The sequence below is a fragment of the Aquabacterium sp. genome (assembly GCF_050725395.1).
In the GTDB taxonomy this organism is placed as follows: domain Bacteria; phylum Pseudomonadota; class Gammaproteobacteria; order Burkholderiales; family Burkholderiaceae_C; genus Aquabacterium.
The window spans coordinates 46,426-61,569 of the sequence record NZ_JBOHHL010000010.1; the positions used below are offsets into that span (position 1 = coordinate 46,426).

At 65.7% G+C, this 15,144-nt stretch carries 12 protein-coding genes; 6 read left to right on the forward strand and 6 right to left on the reverse strand.

Annotated elements, in window-relative coordinates:
- The first annotated feature begins 5 nt into the window (after nt 1–5).
- The 6 genes from treS to ACREB4_RS08670 all read left to right on the forward strand — a co-directional run bounded on the left by treS (nt 6) and on the right by ACREB4_RS08670 (nt 8,048).
- Nucleotides 6–3,347: a maltose alpha-D-glucosyltransferase gene (gene treS, locus ACREB4_RS08645; RefSeq protein WP_431587815.1), complete on the forward strand. Its 3,342-nt coding sequence runs from the start codon at nt 6–8 to the stop codon at nt 3,345–3,347.
- A gap of 12 nt (nt 3,348–3,359) precedes the next feature.
- A complete protein-coding gene (locus ACREB4_RS08650) occupies nt 3,360–4,043 on the forward strand; it encodes a mechanosensitive ion channel family protein (RefSeq protein ID WP_431587816.1) in 684 nt (227 codons plus the stop codon).
- 75 nt (nt 4,044–4,118) lie between these two features.
- Nucleotides 4,119–5,309, forward strand: a complete 1,191-nt coding sequence (locus ACREB4_RS08655) for an amylo-alpha-1,6-glucosidase (protein ID WP_431587817.1) — start codon at nt 4,119–4,121, stop codon at nt 5,307–5,309.
- Nucleotides 5,310–5,417: 108 nt separating this feature from the next.
- Nucleotides 5,418–6,392, forward strand: coding sequence for a PEP-CTERM sorting domain-containing protein (locus ACREB4_RS08660; protein ID WP_431587818.1), 975 nt, complete (start codon nt 5,418–5,420; stop codon nt 6,390–6,392).
- Nucleotides 6,393–6,515: 123 nt separating this feature from the next.
- Entirely contained in the window at nt 6,516–6,986 is a 471-nt protein-coding gene (gene secB / locus ACREB4_RS08665) for a protein-export chaperone SecB (protein WP_431587819.1), read from the forward strand.
- A 33-nt stretch (nt 6,987–7,019) separates the two neighbouring features.
- Nucleotides 7,020–8,048, forward strand: coding sequence for an NAD(P)H-dependent glycerol-3-phosphate dehydrogenase (locus ACREB4_RS08670; RefSeq protein WP_431587890.1), 1,029 nt, complete (start codon nt 7,020–7,022; stop codon nt 8,046–8,048).
- On the opposite strand, the gene ACREB4_RS08675 is transcribed toward ACREB4_RS08670, so the two are convergent.
- The 6 genes from ACREB4_RS08675 to ACREB4_RS08700 all read right to left on the reverse strand — a co-directional run bounded on the left by ACREB4_RS08675 (nt 8,030) and on the right by ACREB4_RS08700 (nt 15,143).
- Nucleotides 8,030–8,503 carry a tRNA (cytidine(34)-2'-O)-methyltransferase gene (locus ACREB4_RS08675; protein ID WP_431587820.1) on the reverse strand — a complete coding sequence of 158 codons (474 nt, stop codon included), beginning with the start codon at nt 8,501–8,503 and terminating at the stop codon, nt 8,030–8,032. The two genes, ACREB4_RS08670 and ACREB4_RS08675, sit on opposite strands and share 19 nt — an antisense overlap.
- An 8-nt stretch (nt 8,504–8,511) precedes the next feature.
- Nucleotides 8,512–10,128: an HDOD domain-containing protein gene (locus ACREB4_RS08680; RefSeq protein WP_431587821.1), complete on the reverse strand. Its 1,617-nt coding sequence runs from the start codon at nt 10,126–10,128 to the stop codon at nt 8,512–8,514.
- 122 nt (nt 10,129–10,250) lie between these two features.
- On the reverse strand, nt 10,251–11,150 hold the full coding sequence (locus ACREB4_RS08685; protein ID WP_431587822.1) for a 3-keto-5-aminohexanoate cleavage protein: 900 nt from the start codon (nt 11,148–11,150) through the stop codon (nt 10,251–10,253).
- Nucleotides 11,147–13,147, reverse strand: coding sequence for a biotin carboxylase N-terminal domain-containing protein (locus tag ACREB4_RS08690; RefSeq protein ID WP_431587823.1), 2,001 nt, complete (start codon nt 13,145–13,147; stop codon nt 11,147–11,149). Before ACREB4_RS08690 ends, ACREB4_RS08685 begins: the two co-directional genes overlap by 4 nt.
- 22 nt (nt 13,148–13,169) lie before the next feature.
- Nucleotides 13,170–13,985 (reverse strand): enoyl-CoA hydratase/isomerase family protein, encoded by an 816-nt coding sequence (locus tag ACREB4_RS08695; protein WP_431587824.1) that lies wholly within the window; start codon nt 13,983–13,985, stop codon nt 13,170–13,172.
- Between the two features lie 3 nt (nt 13,986–13,988).
- Nucleotides 13,989–15,143 (reverse strand): acyl-CoA dehydrogenase family protein, encoded by a 1,155-nt coding sequence (locus ACREB4_RS08700; RefSeq protein ID WP_431587825.1) that lies wholly within the window; start codon nt 15,141–15,143, stop codon nt 13,989–13,991.
- Nucleotide 15,144 lies beyond the last annotated feature (1 nt).

Sequence of the window (15,144 nt, forward strand, 5' to 3'; positions counted from 1 at the left end):
CATTGATGAACGCACCGCGAACACCGCACCTGGAAGAAGCCGAACAAGGCGCCACCACCCCGGTGACGGACGCCGCCCTCTGGTACAAGGACGCGGTCATCTACCAGCTCAACGTCAAGGCCTTCTTCGACACCAACGACGATGGCATGGGCGACTTCAAGGGCGTGGCCGCCAAGCTGGACTACGTGAAGGACCTGGGCGTCAACACCATCTGGCTGATGCCCTTCTACCCTTCGCCCCTGCGCGACGATGGCTACGACATCTCCGGCTACGAGGACGTGCATCCGCAGTACGGCACGCTGGACGACTTCAAGCTGATGCTCGATGAAGCCCACAAGCGCGACCTGAAGGTCATCACCGAACTGGTCATCAACCACACTTCCGACCTGCACCCCTGGTTCCAGGCCGCGCGCACGGCACCGCCCGGTTCGCCCGAGCGCGACTTCTACGTCTGGAGCGACACGGACCAGAAATACCAGGGCACGCGCATCATCTTCACCGACACCGAGACGTCGAACTGGACATGGGACCCCGTTGCCAAGGCCTATTACTGGCACCGCTTCTTCAGCCACCAACCCGACCTGAACTTCGACAACCCGCTGGTGCTCGAGGCCATCTTCAAGACCATGCGCTTCTGGCTGGACATGGGCGTCGATGGCTTCCGCCTGGACGCCATCCCCTACCTCATCGAACGTGACGGCACCAACAACGAGAACCTGCCCGAGACGCACAACATCATCAAGCAGCTGCGCGCCGCCATCGACGCCAGCTACCAAAACCGCTTTCTGCTGGCCGAGGCCAACCAGTGGCCCGAAGACGTGCGCGAGTACTTCGGCGATGGCGACGAATGCCACGCGGCTTACCACTTCCCCTTGATGCCGCGCATCTACATGTCCATCGCCCAGGAAGACCGCTTCCCGGTGACCGAGATCATGCAGCAGACGCCGGACATTCCCGACAGCTGCCAGTGGGCGATCTTCCTGCGCAACCACGACGAGCTCACGCTGGAGATGGTGACCAGCAAAGAGCGCGACTACATGTACAACACCTACGCGGCCGACCCGCGTGCGCGCATCAACCTGGGCATCCGCCGGCGCCTGGCGCCGCTCATGGAAAACAACATCGACACCATCAAGCTGATGAACAGCCTGCTGCTGTCGATGCGCGGCTCGCCCATCATCTATTACGGCGATGAACTGGGCATGGGCGACAACGTCTTCATCGGCGACCGCAATGGCGTGCGCACGCCCATGCAGTGGAGCCCCGACCGCAACGCTGGCTTTTCGCGCGCCGACCCGCAGCGCCTCTACCTGCCGCCCATCATGGATGCCGTCTACGGCTACCAGGCCGTCAATGTCGAATCGCAGATGCGCGACCCGTCGTCGCTCCTCAACTGGATGCGCCGCATGCTGGCCGTGCGCCAGACCAGCCAGGCCTTTGGCCGCGGTGAACTCAACTTCCTGCACCCTGGCAACCGCAAAGTGCTGGCCTACCTTCGAGAGCATGGCGACGACGCCATCCTCTGCGTGGCCAACCTCAGCCGCTCGGCCCAGCCGGTCGAACTCGACCTGTCGCGCTTCAAAGGCCGCGTGCCCGTCGAGATGATGGGCCGCACCGCCTTCCCGCCCATCGGCGAGTTGCCTTACCTGCTCACCATCGCGGCGCATGGCTTCTACTGGTTCAAGCTGAGCACCGACGTCAGCGTGCCCAGTTGGCACCAGGAGCGCCTGCCCGCCGAAGAGCTGCCCGTGCTGGTGCTCTTCGACGGCTGGCTCAGCCTCTTCCGCGAGCACGTGGTGCCCTGGCGCATCGGTCTCGCCATCAAGACCCGCGCGCAGTTTGAGACGCAGACGCTGCCGCGCTACATCGAAACACAGCGCTGGTACGCCGCCAAGGGCGCGGCCATCAAGACCGTGGGCCTCACCGACTCGGCCGTGTGGGAGGAAGGCCGCCACAGCTGGCTGCTGCCCCTGGTCGATGTCGAGAACCAAGGCCAGGACGGTTCCACCTACTTCCTGCCACTGGCCATGGCCTGGGAGGACAAGGACGAAGAGCGCATGCGCGGCCTGGCCAACGCCGCCGTGGCGCGCGTGCGCCAGCAGGCCAGCGTGGGCCTGATGGCCGATGCCTTCGCCGACGAAGCTTTCTGCCGCGCCTTGCTCAAAGGCATGGCCACCAACCAGACGCTGGACACCGACAAGGGCGCCTTGACCTTCAAGTCGACGCCTGCTTTCAACAAGCTGGTGGGCGATGACCTGGCCGCGCTGCCCATCAACAAGCCACAAGGACAAAGCAGCAACACCATCGTCACCATCGACGATCGCCTTTTCCTCAAGGGCTACCGCCGGGTCCGCGCGGGGGTGAACCCGGAGGTCGAAATCGGCCGCTACCTGACCGAGGTGGTCCAGTTCCCGCACTGCGTGCCCGTGGCCGGCACCCTCGAATACACCGGCAAGGATGGCGGCACCATGACCCTGGCCGTCGTGCAAGGTTATGTGCCCAACCAGGGCGACGGCTGGACCTACACCACCGGCTACCTGCAGCGTTACCTGGAACTGCGCCGCACCAGCCTTGAATCGGTGCCCGAAGGCGTGCATGGTGCTTACCTGGCCGTGATCGAGACCTTGGGACTGCGCACCGCGCAACTGCACCTGGCTTTCGCCCAACGCACTGGCAACCCGGCTTTCGACCCAGAGCCCCTGACCGCCACCGACCTGCAGGGCTACCGCAGCCGCATCAGCGCCGATGCCCGTGATGCGCTGACGCTGCTGCAGTCCAGCCTGCCCCAGCTCAGCCCCGAGGCGCAGGAGGAAGCCCGGCGCGTGCTGGCCGCGCGTGAACTGATCAACGACCGCATCGCGCACTTCACCACGGGCACGCCCCGAGCGCTCAAGACACGTTTCCATGGCGATTACCACCTGGCGCAGGTGCTGCTCACCAAGAACGATTTCGTCATCACCGACTTCGAAGGCGAACCGGGCCGCAGCTTCGCCGAGCGCCGCGTCAAGCAATCGCCCTTGAAAGACGTGGCCGGGATGCTTCGATCCTTCAGCTATGCACGCCTGAGCGCCTTGCGCGGCTCGGCCGTCAACGACGAAGAGCTGGGCACCCTGGCGCCGTTCGCCGCCGAATGGGAAGAACAGACGCGCCACGCCTTCCTGGACGCCTACGCCCGGGCCACCAAGGACAGCGGTCTCCACGACACGCAGGAAGCCGGCCAGGGTTTGTCAGCTTTGTTCGAACTTGAAAAAGCGCTGTACGAACTGCGCTATGAACTGAACAATCGCCCCGACTGGGTGCGCATCCCGCTGCAGGGCATCCTCGGCATTCTCCGGGCGCCCTTGTAGGAGCAACGATCCATGGACAGAGTCGACGTGTACCTCGAGCCCGTGCGGGCCTTCATGTACGAGCTGGGCGCCTTCCTGCCGCGCCTGGGCGTGGCCATCCTGGTCATGCTGGCCGGCATCCTGCTGGCCAAAGCCGCCCGGTTCGCCATCCAGCGGGGCCTGCGCGCCATCAACTTCCACATCCTGAGCAAACGCTCAGGCCTGGACAGCTTCCTGAAAAAAGGCGGCACCCTGATCGACACGGTCGACCTGTTCGGCATCCTGGCCTATTGGCTGGTGATCCTGATCGCGCTGGTGGTGGCCTTCAATGGCCTGGGCCTCACGCACGTGACCGAACTGCTCGGCCGCGTGATGTGGTTCGTGCCCAAGGTCATCGTCGCCCTGTTGATATTGGCCTTCGGGGCCTACTTTGCGCGCTTCGTGGCCAACGCGGTCTTCACCTACTGCGAGAACGCCGGCATCCGCGATGGCGACTCGCTGGGCAAGCTGGCCCGCTATGCCATCATGGCCTTCGTCATCATGATCGCGCTCGACCAGATGGAGGTCGGCGGCACCATCATCCGCGACGCCTTCCTGATCGTGTTGGGCGGCATCGTGCTGGCCATTGCCCTGGCCTTCGGACTGGGCGGGCGGGAATGGGCGGCGGCCCGGCTCGAAGAATGGTGGCCCACCTCCAAGCGCGACAAAATCCCCTGATTGACAGGGTGTTTCTCGGGACCAGCCTCGCGCGATTGCTGTCACCATGTCCCAGATGTTGCGATGGAGACCGCCATGACCAGCCACGCCGCCCTTGTCGAAGAATCCTTGGTTCAGCTTTGCGCGAGCGAGTCCCTGGAATTGCTGCGCCGCAACCTGACGCCACGCGGCATCCTGGCGGCCAGCCGTACCGAGGCCGCCGAGGCCCGCAGCTACACCCGCGTTTTCGGGCGCGATGCCGCCATCTGCGTGCTGGCCATGGCCGGCAGCGGTGACGAGGCGCTGGAGCAAGGCGCGGTCGCCAGCCTCGATTCCTTGGCCGAACTGCAGGCCCGCAACGGCCAGATCCCCAAATACGTGGACCCCGAAGGCCAGGACGCGGACTTCTGGTACCTGGGCTGCATCGATGCCACCCTGTGGTGGCTGATCGCCGTGGACCACGTTCGCCGCCACGGCAAGTTGCCCGGCATGGCCGATCGCTGGCAGAAAGAGGTCGATCTGGCCCTTCAGTGGCTGCTGGCGCAGGAGCACCAGAAGTTCTTTTTGCTGCAGCAGAACGAAGCCAGCGACTGGGCCGACATCATGCCCCGCTCGGGCTTCGTGCTCTACACCAATGCCCTGTGGTACCGCGTCAAGCTGCTGTTCGAGCTGCCTTTCCTGGAAGAAACGCATTACCACTTCAACCACCTGTTCCACCCCTTCAAGCGCGACCTGCCCGAGTACCGCCGTGGTCGCTTGCTGGGCCACTACGCTCGCCGGGGGCAGCGCAACCCGGGCCTGTACCTGAGCTTCGTCAACCTGTCCTTCGTGGGCGACGAGGGCGATGTGTTTGGCAATGTGCTGGCCGTGCTCTACGGCCTGGCGGGCGATTCAATGGCCCACGAGATCATCAAGACCCTGCAGACGGCCGAGGTGACGAACCCCTACCCCGCACGCGCCGTGACCACGCCCATCGACACCGACCACGAGTTGTGGCGCGCCTACATGGGCCGCCACAAGCAAAATCACCCGCACCAGTACCACAATGGCGGCATCTGGCCTTTCATCGGCGGCTTCTGGGCCCTGGCCCTGGCCAACCGTGGCAAGAAGGCCGCCGCCGAAGACGAGGTGGCGAAACTGGCCCATGTGAACAGCCTGGACGATTGGCGTTTCACCGAGTGGTTCCACGGCCAGACGCTCAAACCCATGGGCATGGCAGGGCAAAGCTGGAACGCGGCCGCCTATTTGATGGCGCAAAAAGCGCTGGCGCGGCCGCCCGGCCGCTGACTTCCAAACTAGGGGTTTTCAGACATCCCCTCGACTCCTAGAGTGCGTGACCCCTGCTGGGTCTGTGGCGACCAGCAGGCCACAACCACTTGCTTCTAGGAGTCCTCCATGCGATTCAAGCTTGTCTCCCTGGCAGTTGCCCCCTTGTTGTGCCTCACCGCCGTCACCCCGGCCATGGCCGGGGGCGGCACCACCGCCCTGGCCGTCATCGGCTTGCTGGCCGATGTCCACAGCCTGACCACCGGACTCACCCTGAACCAGACCGCCGCCGACAGCTACTGCGGCGTGACCGTCCTGGGACTGTTGACCAAGGATGATCCCCCGGCGAGCACCGGCCTGTTTTCCGCCAGCTCGCAGTGCGATCTGACCGTGGGGCCCGCGTCCGCCAAGGGCAATGCCGAGGCCACCATCGGCGCTTGGGAGCCCTTCTCGTCGGCGGGCACGGTGCTGACCGCCAAACCCACCAAGGCGACGGCGGCCTTGATCAACAACAACCCCGCTTCCGCCGAAGCCCAGGCCGCGGCCTCCATCAATGGGCGCGTGACCTCCACCCGAGACATCCAGCCCGCCCCGGTGCCCGGGGCTGCGGCCCCTCTGGCCGCCGGCGACACCACCACGCTCATCTTCACCGTCGAATTCAAGGACGTGGAGGCGCGGATCGGCGGTGCATCGCTCTCTTTCGAGTATGGGATCGACTTCCAGGACGGTTCGGCCTTCGAGGACATCACCTTTGCCAGGGGAAGGATCGGCGGCGCGGACACGGAAATCTTCTTTCCCCTGCTGGACGCCACCGACCCCACGCTGGCCGCCCTGCTCCGAAGCCAGTTCCTGGACGCTTTCGCGCCCACCGGGCAGGACATCCAGGTCGGCCACTACCTCCTTGGGCATGACCTCCTGACCGCCGGACCCGAGGGTTCATTCGGGTTCTCGTTCGACGTGACCTTGGGCGAGGAATACACCGTGAAAGCCGACCTGAGCAGCATCGACAGCGCCAGCGTCGTGCCCGAGCCCGCGTCCTGGGCCCTGCTGCTCGCGGGTGCGTTGGCCGCGCTGGCCTGGCGCCGACGGGCGGACCGGGGATGAGGGAATGTCCCTGACATTCCTGGTGACAGGGAGCGTCATCGGGCTGGGCCATAATCCAGCCCGATCACCTCTTCTGTCTGGCGCAGCTCGAATGACAGCTGCGCTTCATCCCAAGGATTCACCATGACCGACCAAGCCAACAACGGCCAACCTTCTTTCAACATCCAGCGCATCTACCTGAAGGACCTGTCGCTGGAGCAGCCCAACGCGCCTGCGATCCTGCTGGAACAAGGCCAGCCCCAGGTCGACGTGCAGCTCAACCTGAACGCCGAAGAAGTCAAGGACGGCCTGTTCGAGATCACCGTCACCGCCACCGTGACCACCAAGGTCAACGACAAGGTGCTGTTCCTGGTCGAAGCCAAGCAGGCCGGCCTGTTCGAGATCCGCAACGTGCCCCAAGAGCAGATGCAGCCCATCGTGGCCATCGCCTGCCCGCAGATCGTGTACCCCTACCTGCGCGCCACCGTGGCCGACATCATCAACCGCACCGGCTTCCCGCCTGTGCACCTGACCGAAGTCAATTTCCAGGCCATGTACGAAGCCCAGCTGCAGCAAGCCCAAGCCGCCAACGGTGGCCAAGCCCTGAACTCCTGATCCCTTGCGCATGAACCTCACGGGGTCATGACGATGAATCTGACGGTTCTGGGCGCGGGGGCCTGGGGCACGGCGCTGGCCATCAGCGCCGCACGCCACAATCCCCAAGTGCTGCTCTGGGCGCGCGATGCGGCCCAGGCCAGTGAAATGCAGGCTGCGCGGCGCAATGTGCGCTACCTGCCCGACACCCCCTTCCCCGACGCCCTGCGGGTGACCCACGACCTGAACGAGGCCGTGTCGCACTCGCGCGCTCAGGGCGCCCATGGCGGCCTGGTCATCATCGGCACACCGATGGCGGCACTCGATGGCATGCTGCGCGCCCTGCCCGACGACGTGGCCGCGCTGTGGCTGTGCAAGGGCTTTGAAAAAGGCACGGGCCGGCTGGGCCACGAGATCGCCATGGCACTTCGCCCCCACGCGCGCTGTGGCGTGCTGTCCGGCCCCAGCTTCGCGCACGAAGTGGCGCTGAACCAACCCACGGCCCTGGTGGCCGCCAGCTTCGACACCACCCTGGGCGACCAGGCCGTGTCGGCCTTCCACAGCGACACCCTGCGGGTCTACACCTCGGCCGACCCGATCGGGGTGGAGGTGGGGGGTGCCGTCAAGAACGTGCTCGCCATTGCCACGGGCATCGCCGATGGCATGAACCTGGGCCTGAATGCCCGCGCCGCGCTCATCACCCGCGGTTTGGCCGAAATGACGCGCCTGGGCGTGGCCTTGGGCGCCCAGCCCGACACCTTCATGGGCCTGTCGGGCCTGGGAGACCTGGTGCTGACCGCCACCGGCAGCCTGTCGCGCAACCGCACCGTGGGCTTGAAATTGGCCGAGGGCCTGCCCTTGGCCCGGATCCTGACCGAGCTGGGCCATGTGGCCGAAGGCGTCTACAGCGCCGCCACGGTGCTGCAGCGCGCCAAGGCGCTGGACGTCGCCATGCCCATCACCGAAGCCGTGGTGGCCGTGCTGGATGGCCGCATCACGCCCGCCAAGGCCGTGGAGGCGCTGATGAGCCGCGAGGCCAAGGCCGAAACCGACGCCGCCCGCGTTCAGACGCCGTTCGAATAACCGTTCTGGCGCCAGGCCTCGAACACAGCCACGGCGACCGCGTTGCTCAAATTGAGGCTGCGTTGCCCAGGCAGCATGGGCAGGCGCACGCGCTGCGCCACCGGGAAGAACTGGTCCCGCAAGGCCGGGTCCAGGCCGCGCGTCTCGCAACCAAACACGAGCCAGTCGCCGGGCTGCCACTGGAAATCGCCCAGCAAACGGCTGCCCCGCGTGGTGAAGGCGAACATGCGCGAGTGATCGGGCTGCACGGCATCGATGAAGGCCTGCCAGTTGGCATGGCGGCGCACCGGGGCGTGTTCGTGGTAATCGAGGCCGGCGCGGCGCAGCAGCTTGTCGTCCATCGAGAAACCCAGGGGCTCGACCAAATGCAGCTCGCAGCCAGTGTTGGCCGCCAAGCGGATCACATTGCCCGTGTTGGGCGGAATTTCAGGCTCGACGAGGACGATGCGGAACATGCCCGCGATTATCCCCCGGTCGTCTGCTTGAAAGCCATGACGGCCTGGTTGCGCAGTGTGCGCAGCAAGGACAGGTCTTTCTCGCTGATCTGCAGGCTGCCGGCCTGGGCCTTGTCGGCGTAGATCAGGCCCAGCACCATGTCCTTGCCCTGGTGCTTCATGACCATGGGCAGCAGCAAGAAGGTGGGCGCCTGGACGCGGTCGCGGAACCACACGGGCAGGCGGTTCAGGATGGCCTCGGCACTGGCGTCCGAGATCAAGGTGTCGGCGCCCTTCAGGCTCACGGCGGTGAACAGGTCGGCGGGCGCGCCAGGGGCCAGCCTCAGGGGAATCTGGAAGGCCGCCTTCATGCCATCGGCGCCATGGCCCAGGCCGATGCGGCCGATGAGTTGCATGGTCTTGGCATCGCGCATGCAGAAGATCACGCGGCGGCAATCGAGCGCGCGGTAGATCGTCTCCAGGATCATGCGCAAAATGTCGTTGAGCTTGAAGGAGTCGACCATGGTGTTGGTGATGTCCTGGATGCCGCTGGTGAGCACATCGGCCGAGTTCTGCGGCACGGCGACCTTGCCGGCCGCCAGTTCGCCCTCGTCCAGCCCCAGGGCTTCCGGGCCCGGGCCTTCAGTCTGGCCGGCATTGGGCGCGTCCACGTAGAAGTGGTCCAGCAAGCGCTCGGCTTGGGAGTTCTTGGGAAACTCCATCTTCAGGGCCTTGGTCAGCTCGGTCAGGCGCTTGCGGGCGCGTGCGGCGGCATCCTGCACGGCGCTGGGCTTGAGCTCCAGCGACGAGGCGTATTGCTGGTTCAGGATGGTCAGGCGCTTGCCCAACTCTTCGGGCTGCGAAAACAGCATGGCGTCGGCCGCCGCGTTGGCCAGGGTGGCCAGCCAGGATTGGTGCTCGGGTTTGCCCAGCTGCGAGCGGGTGGGCACGGTGCCGGTGGGGGCCTTCATGGCGGTCAGCAGGCGGTCTGGCAAAGCCCAGGTCTGGCCCACGGCCTGGCCCAGGTCCTCGAAAGGCATGCCCAGCACCTGGGCGGAAGCGGCGGCTTCACTCAGGCTGGCGGGGGTGCCATCGGCAGCCGGGCGCGCCAGTTCGCGCACTTCCTGGGCCTCGTCGGGCAGGTAGAACTCGGCCAGCAGGCGGCCCAGGTTGCGGAACAGCGAGCCGATGAAGGCGTCTTCGGCATCGCGCGAGTTGGTGCACAGCTCGCTGGCGAGGGTGCCGGCCATCACCGTGCGCAGGAATTCTTCCTTCAACTGCTGGGCGTGCTTCTTGTCCTCCATGTGCTCGACGAGCATCAGGGACAAGGCCAGGTTGCGCACACCGGCCAGGCCGATCAGGGACACGGCCCGCGACACGGTGCTGATCGAATCGCCCCCGCCCCGGCGGTAGTGGGGCGTGTTGATCAGGCGCAGCAGCTTCTGGGTGAGCGCGACGTCCTTGAGGATTTCATCGCACAGGCCACCCAGGCTCTCGTTTTCAGCCTCCGACAGGGCCTGGATGCGCGACACCGAAGACGACAGCGTCGGGAAGTCGCTCTTGTGGCGCATGCGCCGCAGCAGGTACTCCAGGGTCACGGCGGGGTTGTCGCCGGAAACCGGGAGTGGGGGCAGTGAGTCCGACATGGGGCGCAATCTTCAGGAGTTTGGGAGCATGAGGGCAGTTTTCATGCCCCCATCCTATTGGACTCCCGGCGCCCATGCTCCGAAACCTTGAAATATCGGACAGGCAAGGGCTTTATTCGAGCCTACGCCGCGGCGGTCAGGTGGGCACCGTGGTGTTCCTGCGCGCGCAGGCCCAGCAATTGGCGGGCTTCTTGCGGCGATGCGATCTCGCGGCCGGCGTTGCGAGCGCATTGGGCAAGCGCTTCGATCAACGGACCATTGCCGGTGGTGCGCTGGCCGCCGGGCAGGTAGAAGGTGTCTTCCACGCCGGTGCGCAGCATGCCACCCAGGTCGGCCGTGGCCTGGTGCACGGGCCAGATCTCTTCGCGGCCGATCAGGGTGGTCTGCCACACGGTGCCGGGCTCGCGGTACTTGACCAGCAGGGCCAGCAAATCAGCGTCGACCGGCATGCCCGAGGCCACGCCCATCACGAAGTTGTATTCCAGGTGCTCGGTCATGCCAGCCTTGCGGAACATGCCCACTGACCGCACGATGCCCACGTCGAAGCATTCGAACTCGGGGCGGGTGTCGGTCTCGTGCATCACGTCGAGCATGCCCTTGACCTTGTCGACCGTGTTGTCGAAGAGCATGGGCGGCCAGGCCCACTGCCCGTTTTCCTTGATCTTGAGGTAGTTCAGGCTGCCGGCGTTGCAGGCGGCGATCTCCGGGCGCACACGGCGGATGCAGGCCACGGGGCCGGAGATGTCCTTGCCCACGACGCCCGTGGTCAGGTTGATGATGACGCCGGGGCAGGCTTCGCGGATGGCGGTGTCGATCTCGGCGGCGACTTCGGGGTCCCACGAGGGGAAGCGGCCCATGCCGGGCGTCTGCTGGCGCAGGTGCACGTGCATGATCGAGGCACCAGCGTCGTAGGCCTCGCGAGCGGCAGCGGCCATCTCAAAGGCGGTGACGGGCACGGGGTGTTGCGCGGGGTCGGTCAGCACGCCGGTCAGCGCGCAGGTGAGGATGGCTTTTTCCATCATGGTTCCTTTGAGTCGGTAGCGGTCAGGTCCAGCTCGAGGAGCAGGGCCTGGGATTGCACTTGCTCGCCCACGGCAACGTGGACGGCCTTGACCACGCCAGGGGCCCGGGCGTTGAGCCACATTTCCATCTTCATGGCCTCGACGCTGAGCAGCGGCTGGCCTTCGGTGACGGTGTCGCCAGGCTTGACCAGCACCTGCGCCACCACGCCAGCCACGGGCGAGACCGCGCGGCTGGGGTCGTTGGCGACGTCTTTGCTGGGCCAGGGTGAGACTTCGGTGAAGACAAAGGTGGCGGCCTGGATGACCACGTGCAGGGCGTCGTCGATCCACACGGCCAGCACGCGCTTGCGCACACCGTCGATCTCGTAGCGCAGGGTGCCGCCTTGCCCATGGCCTCCGTGGTCGATGAGGCGGAGCTTGTGCGCGGTCGGGTCCTTGTCGATGTTCAGCGCGATGGCGCCTTGCGGGCCAGGGCGGATGTGCAGGCGGTGCTGCACGCCATCGCAGGCCAGTTGCAGTTCGTAGTCGGTGACGCTGGCCGAGCGCAGGATCTTGGCGCTTGGGTCTTCGCGGCCCTTCTGGGCGTAGGCAGCGGCGGCGATCAGCCAAGCCTCCGTGCCGGCCACCGGTCGATCGAGGATGGGCTGCTTGGCCAGTCCCCATTGGTCGATCAGGGCCGTGGTCATGGCGCCATCGCGGAAGGATTGACTGTCGATCAGGTCGCGCAGGAAGCGGCTGTTGTTGCGCAAACCGAGCAGAGGCGCGTCGTCCAGCGTGGCGATCAGGCGGCGAATGGCGTCGTCGCGGTCGCGGCCGTGCACGATGAGCTTGGCCACCATGGGGTCGTAGAAAGGCGTGACTTCGCCGCCTTCGCGGATGCCGCCGTCGATGCGCACGCCGTCGTGCAAGGCGTGCTGCGGGCGCCACCAGCGGATCGGGCCGGTTTGCGGTGCGAAATCGGCGTAGGGGTCTTCGGTGTACAGGCGTGCTTCGATGGCGTGGCCGGTGAGCCGGATCTCATCTTGCTTCAATGGCAAAGGCTGGCCGGCGGCCACGCGCAGTTGCCACTCCACCAGGTCCAGGCCCGAGATCATTTCGCTGACCGGGTGCTCGACCTGCAGGCGCGTGTTCATCTCCAGGAAGTAGTGGTTCAGGTCGGCATCGACGATGAACTCGATGGTGCCGGCGCCCCGGTAGCCGATGGCCAGCGCGGCGGCCACGGCATCGCGGCCCATGCTGGCACGCATGGCGGGGCTCACGATGGGCGATGGTGCTTCTTCGATCACCTTCTGGCGGCGGCGCTGCGCGCTGCAATCGCGTTCGCCGATGTAGACGGCGTTGCCGTGCGCATCGGCGAACACCTGGATCTCGATGTGGCGGCCATTCTCGATCAGGCGCTCCAGCATCAGGGTGCCATCACCAAAGGCACTTTGCGCTTCGCGGCGGGCGCTGACGATGGCTTGCGCCACCTCGCCCTTGGCGTGGACCAGGCGCATGCCCCGGCCACCACCACCGCTCACGGCCTTGACCAGCAAGGGGTAACCCAGCTTCTCGGCTTCGTTGATGAGGTGCTGGTCGTCCTGGTTCTCACCCAGGTAGCCGGGTGCGGTCGGCACCTTGGCCTCGATCATCAGCTTCTTGGCCCGGGCCTTGTCGCCCATGGCGTGGATGGCTTGCGGAGGTGGGCCGATGAAAGTCACGTTCGCGTCGAGGCAGGCCTGCGCGAAAGCCTCGTTCTCGGACAGGAAACCGTAGCCGGGGTGGATGGCGTCGGCGCCAGTCTTCTTGGCGGCATCGAGGATCGCGTCGATGCGCAAGTAGGACTCGCTGGCGGCCGAGCCACCGATGTGCACGGCCTCGTCGGCCAGGTCCACGTGGGGCGCTTGCGCATCGGCATCGCTGTAGACGGCCACGGTGCGGTAGCCCAGCTTGCGCGCGGTGCGGATCACGCGGCAGGCGATTTCGCCCCGGTTGGCGATCAGGATTTTATTCAACATGGTGTCTCGATCAGTGACCTGTTCAGCTTGCTTGCGGAACCCAGTTGGGCTTGCGTTTCTGGATGAAGGCCGTCGTCCCTTCCACACCTTCGGGGCTCTGCACGGCCTGCGAGAACATCACGGCCGCATCCTGGATCAGGTCCTGTGGCGGCTCGAACCGCGTGCGGGCCAGCAAGGCCTTGGTGGCGGCGATGGCGCCCGGCGCGCAGCCCATGATGCGGTCGACGACCGCGCGCAAGGCCGCGTCCAGCGAGGCCGCATCGCCATGCACTTCGTGAACCAGGCGGATCGCCAGCGCTTCACCGGCCTCCACCTTGCCGCCCGTCACCGACAGGCGCTTGGCCTCGGCATAGCCGATGCGCTCGACCAGGAAGGGCGCGATCTGCGCGGGGATCACACCCAGCGAAGTCTCAGGCAAACGGAACACCGCGTTGCCCAAGGCCAGCGTCACGTCAGACACGCAAGCCAGGCCGAAGCCGCCCCCCATCACCGTGCCTTCCAGCACGGTGATGATGGGCAGGCTGGAGCGCGCATAGGCCAGGCACAGGCGGCCGAACTGCGCATTGACCTCGGCGGCGGCGTCCACGCCGGGCTGGGGCGGGGCCATGCGCGCCTTGGCCATGTCCTGCAGGTCGCCACCGGCACAGAAGTGCCCGCCCGCGCCGCGCAAAACCACCACGCGCACGCCAGCATCCTGCTCGGCTTGCGACAAAGCCTGGATCAACTCGTTCACCATGGCCAGCGACATGGCGTTGCGCACCTCGGGCCGGTTGAGCGTGATGCTCAACACGCCATCCGATCGCTGCAAGAGCAAGGTGTTCATCGTGGCTTGCGTCATGGCTTACTTCGCCTTCTTGGGCAAGGTGCCTTCAAGCTTGGCGATGATGCCCAGCATGATCTCGTCGGCGCCCCCACCGATGGACACCAGGCGGCCATCGCGGTAGGCCTGCGAGACTGGGTTGTCCCAGGTGAAGCCCATGCCGCCCCAGTACTGCAGGCAGCTGTCGGCCACTTCGCGGATCAGGCGACCGCACTTGAGCTTGGCCATCGAGGCCAGGCGCGTCACGTCGGCGCCACCGATGTACTCATCGACCGCGCGGTAGGTCAGCGAGCGCAGGGCCTCGACCTCGGTGCGCAACTCGGCCAGGCGGAAGTGCACCACCTGGTTGTTGATCAGCGGCTGGCCGAAGGTGTGGCGCTCTTTGCAATAGGCGATGGTCTGGTCGATCAGGTTGTCCAGCATCTTCAGCGAATTGGCGGCGCCATACAGACGCTCTTCCTGGAACTGCAGCATCTGCATCATGAAACCGGTGCCTTCCACGCCGACCAGGTTGCGCTTCGGCACGCGCACGTTGTCGAAGAAGATCTGTGCGGTGTCCGACGAGTTCATGCCGATCTTCTTGATCTTCTGTTTGTCGATGCCCTTGGCGTCCATCGGCACGATGATCAGCGACTTGTTGGAATGCACCTTGCCTTCAGAGGTGTTGGCCAGCAGGCAGCACCAATCGGCCTGCATGGCGTTGGTGATCCACATCTTCGAACCGTTGATGACGTAGTCATCGCCTTCAGTGCGGGCCGTGGTCTTGAGGGCCGCGACGTCGGAGCCGCCACCGGCTTCGCTCACGCCGATGCAGCCGACCATGTCGCCGGCAATCGCGGGCGCCAGGTATTCCTTCTTCAACTCATCAGAGCCGAAGCGGGCCAGGGCCGGGGTGCACATGTCCGTCTGCACGCCAATGGCCATGGGCACGCCGCCGCAAGGGATCGCGCCCAGGGTCTCGGCCACCACCATCGAGTACGAGAAGTCCAGGCCCATGCCGCCATAGGCGGGGTCGTACTTCACGCCCAGCAGACCCAGATTGCCCATCTTCTTGAAAACCTCGTGCGCCGGAAAGATCTCGGCTTCTTCCCATTCCTTCACGTAGGGGTTGATCTCCTGCTCGCAGAAGCGTTTGACGGTGTCGGCCAGCTGGATGTGTTCGGGGGTGAATTTCATG

Bases quoted from the DNA above. Each gene is read 5' to 3' on its own strand.
- treS (WP_431587815.1), top strand. From the start codon at position 6: ATGAACGCACCGCGAACACCGCACCTGGAAGAAGCCGAACAAGGCGCC.
- ACREB4_RS08650 (WP_431587816.1), top strand. From the start codon at position 3,360: ATGGACAGAGTCGACGTGTACCTCGAGCCCGTGCGGGCCTTCATGTAC.
- ACREB4_RS08655 (WP_431587817.1), top strand. From the start codon at position 4,119: ATGACCAGCCACGCCGCCCTTGTCGAAGAATCCTTGGTTCAGCTTTGC.
- ACREB4_RS08660 (WP_431587818.1), top strand. From the start codon at position 5,418: ATGCGATTCAAGCTTGTCTCCCTGGCAGTTGCCCCCTTGTTGTGCCTC.
- secB (WP_431587819.1), top strand. From the start codon at position 6,516: ATGACCGACCAAGCCAACAACGGCCAACCTTCTTTCAACATCCAGCGC.
- ACREB4_RS08670 (WP_431587890.1), top strand. From the start codon at position 7,020: ATGAATCTGACGGTTCTGGGCGCGGGGGCCTGGGGCACGGCGCTGGCC.
- ACREB4_RS08675 (WP_431587820.1), bottom strand. From the start codon at position 8,503: ATGTTCCGCATCGTCCTCGTCGAGCCTGAAATTCCGCCCAACACGGGC.
- ACREB4_RS08680 (WP_431587821.1), bottom strand. From the start codon at position 10,128: ATGTCGGACTCACTGCCCCCACTCCCGGTTTCCGGCGACAACCCCGCC.
- ACREB4_RS08685 (WP_431587822.1), bottom strand. From the start codon at position 11,150: ATGATGGAAAAAGCCATCCTCACCTGCGCGCTGACCGGCGTGCTGACC.
- ACREB4_RS08690 (WP_431587823.1), bottom strand. From the start codon at position 13,147: ATGTTGAATAAAATCCTGATCGCCAACCGGGGCGAAATCGCCTGCCGC.
- ACREB4_RS08695 (WP_431587824.1), bottom strand. From the start codon at position 13,985: ATGACGCAAGCCACGATGAACACCTTGCTCTTGCAGCGATCGGATGGC.
- ACREB4_RS08700 (WP_431587825.1), bottom strand. From the start codon at position 15,143: ATGAAATTCACCCCCGAACACATCCAGCTGGCCGACACCGTCAAACGC.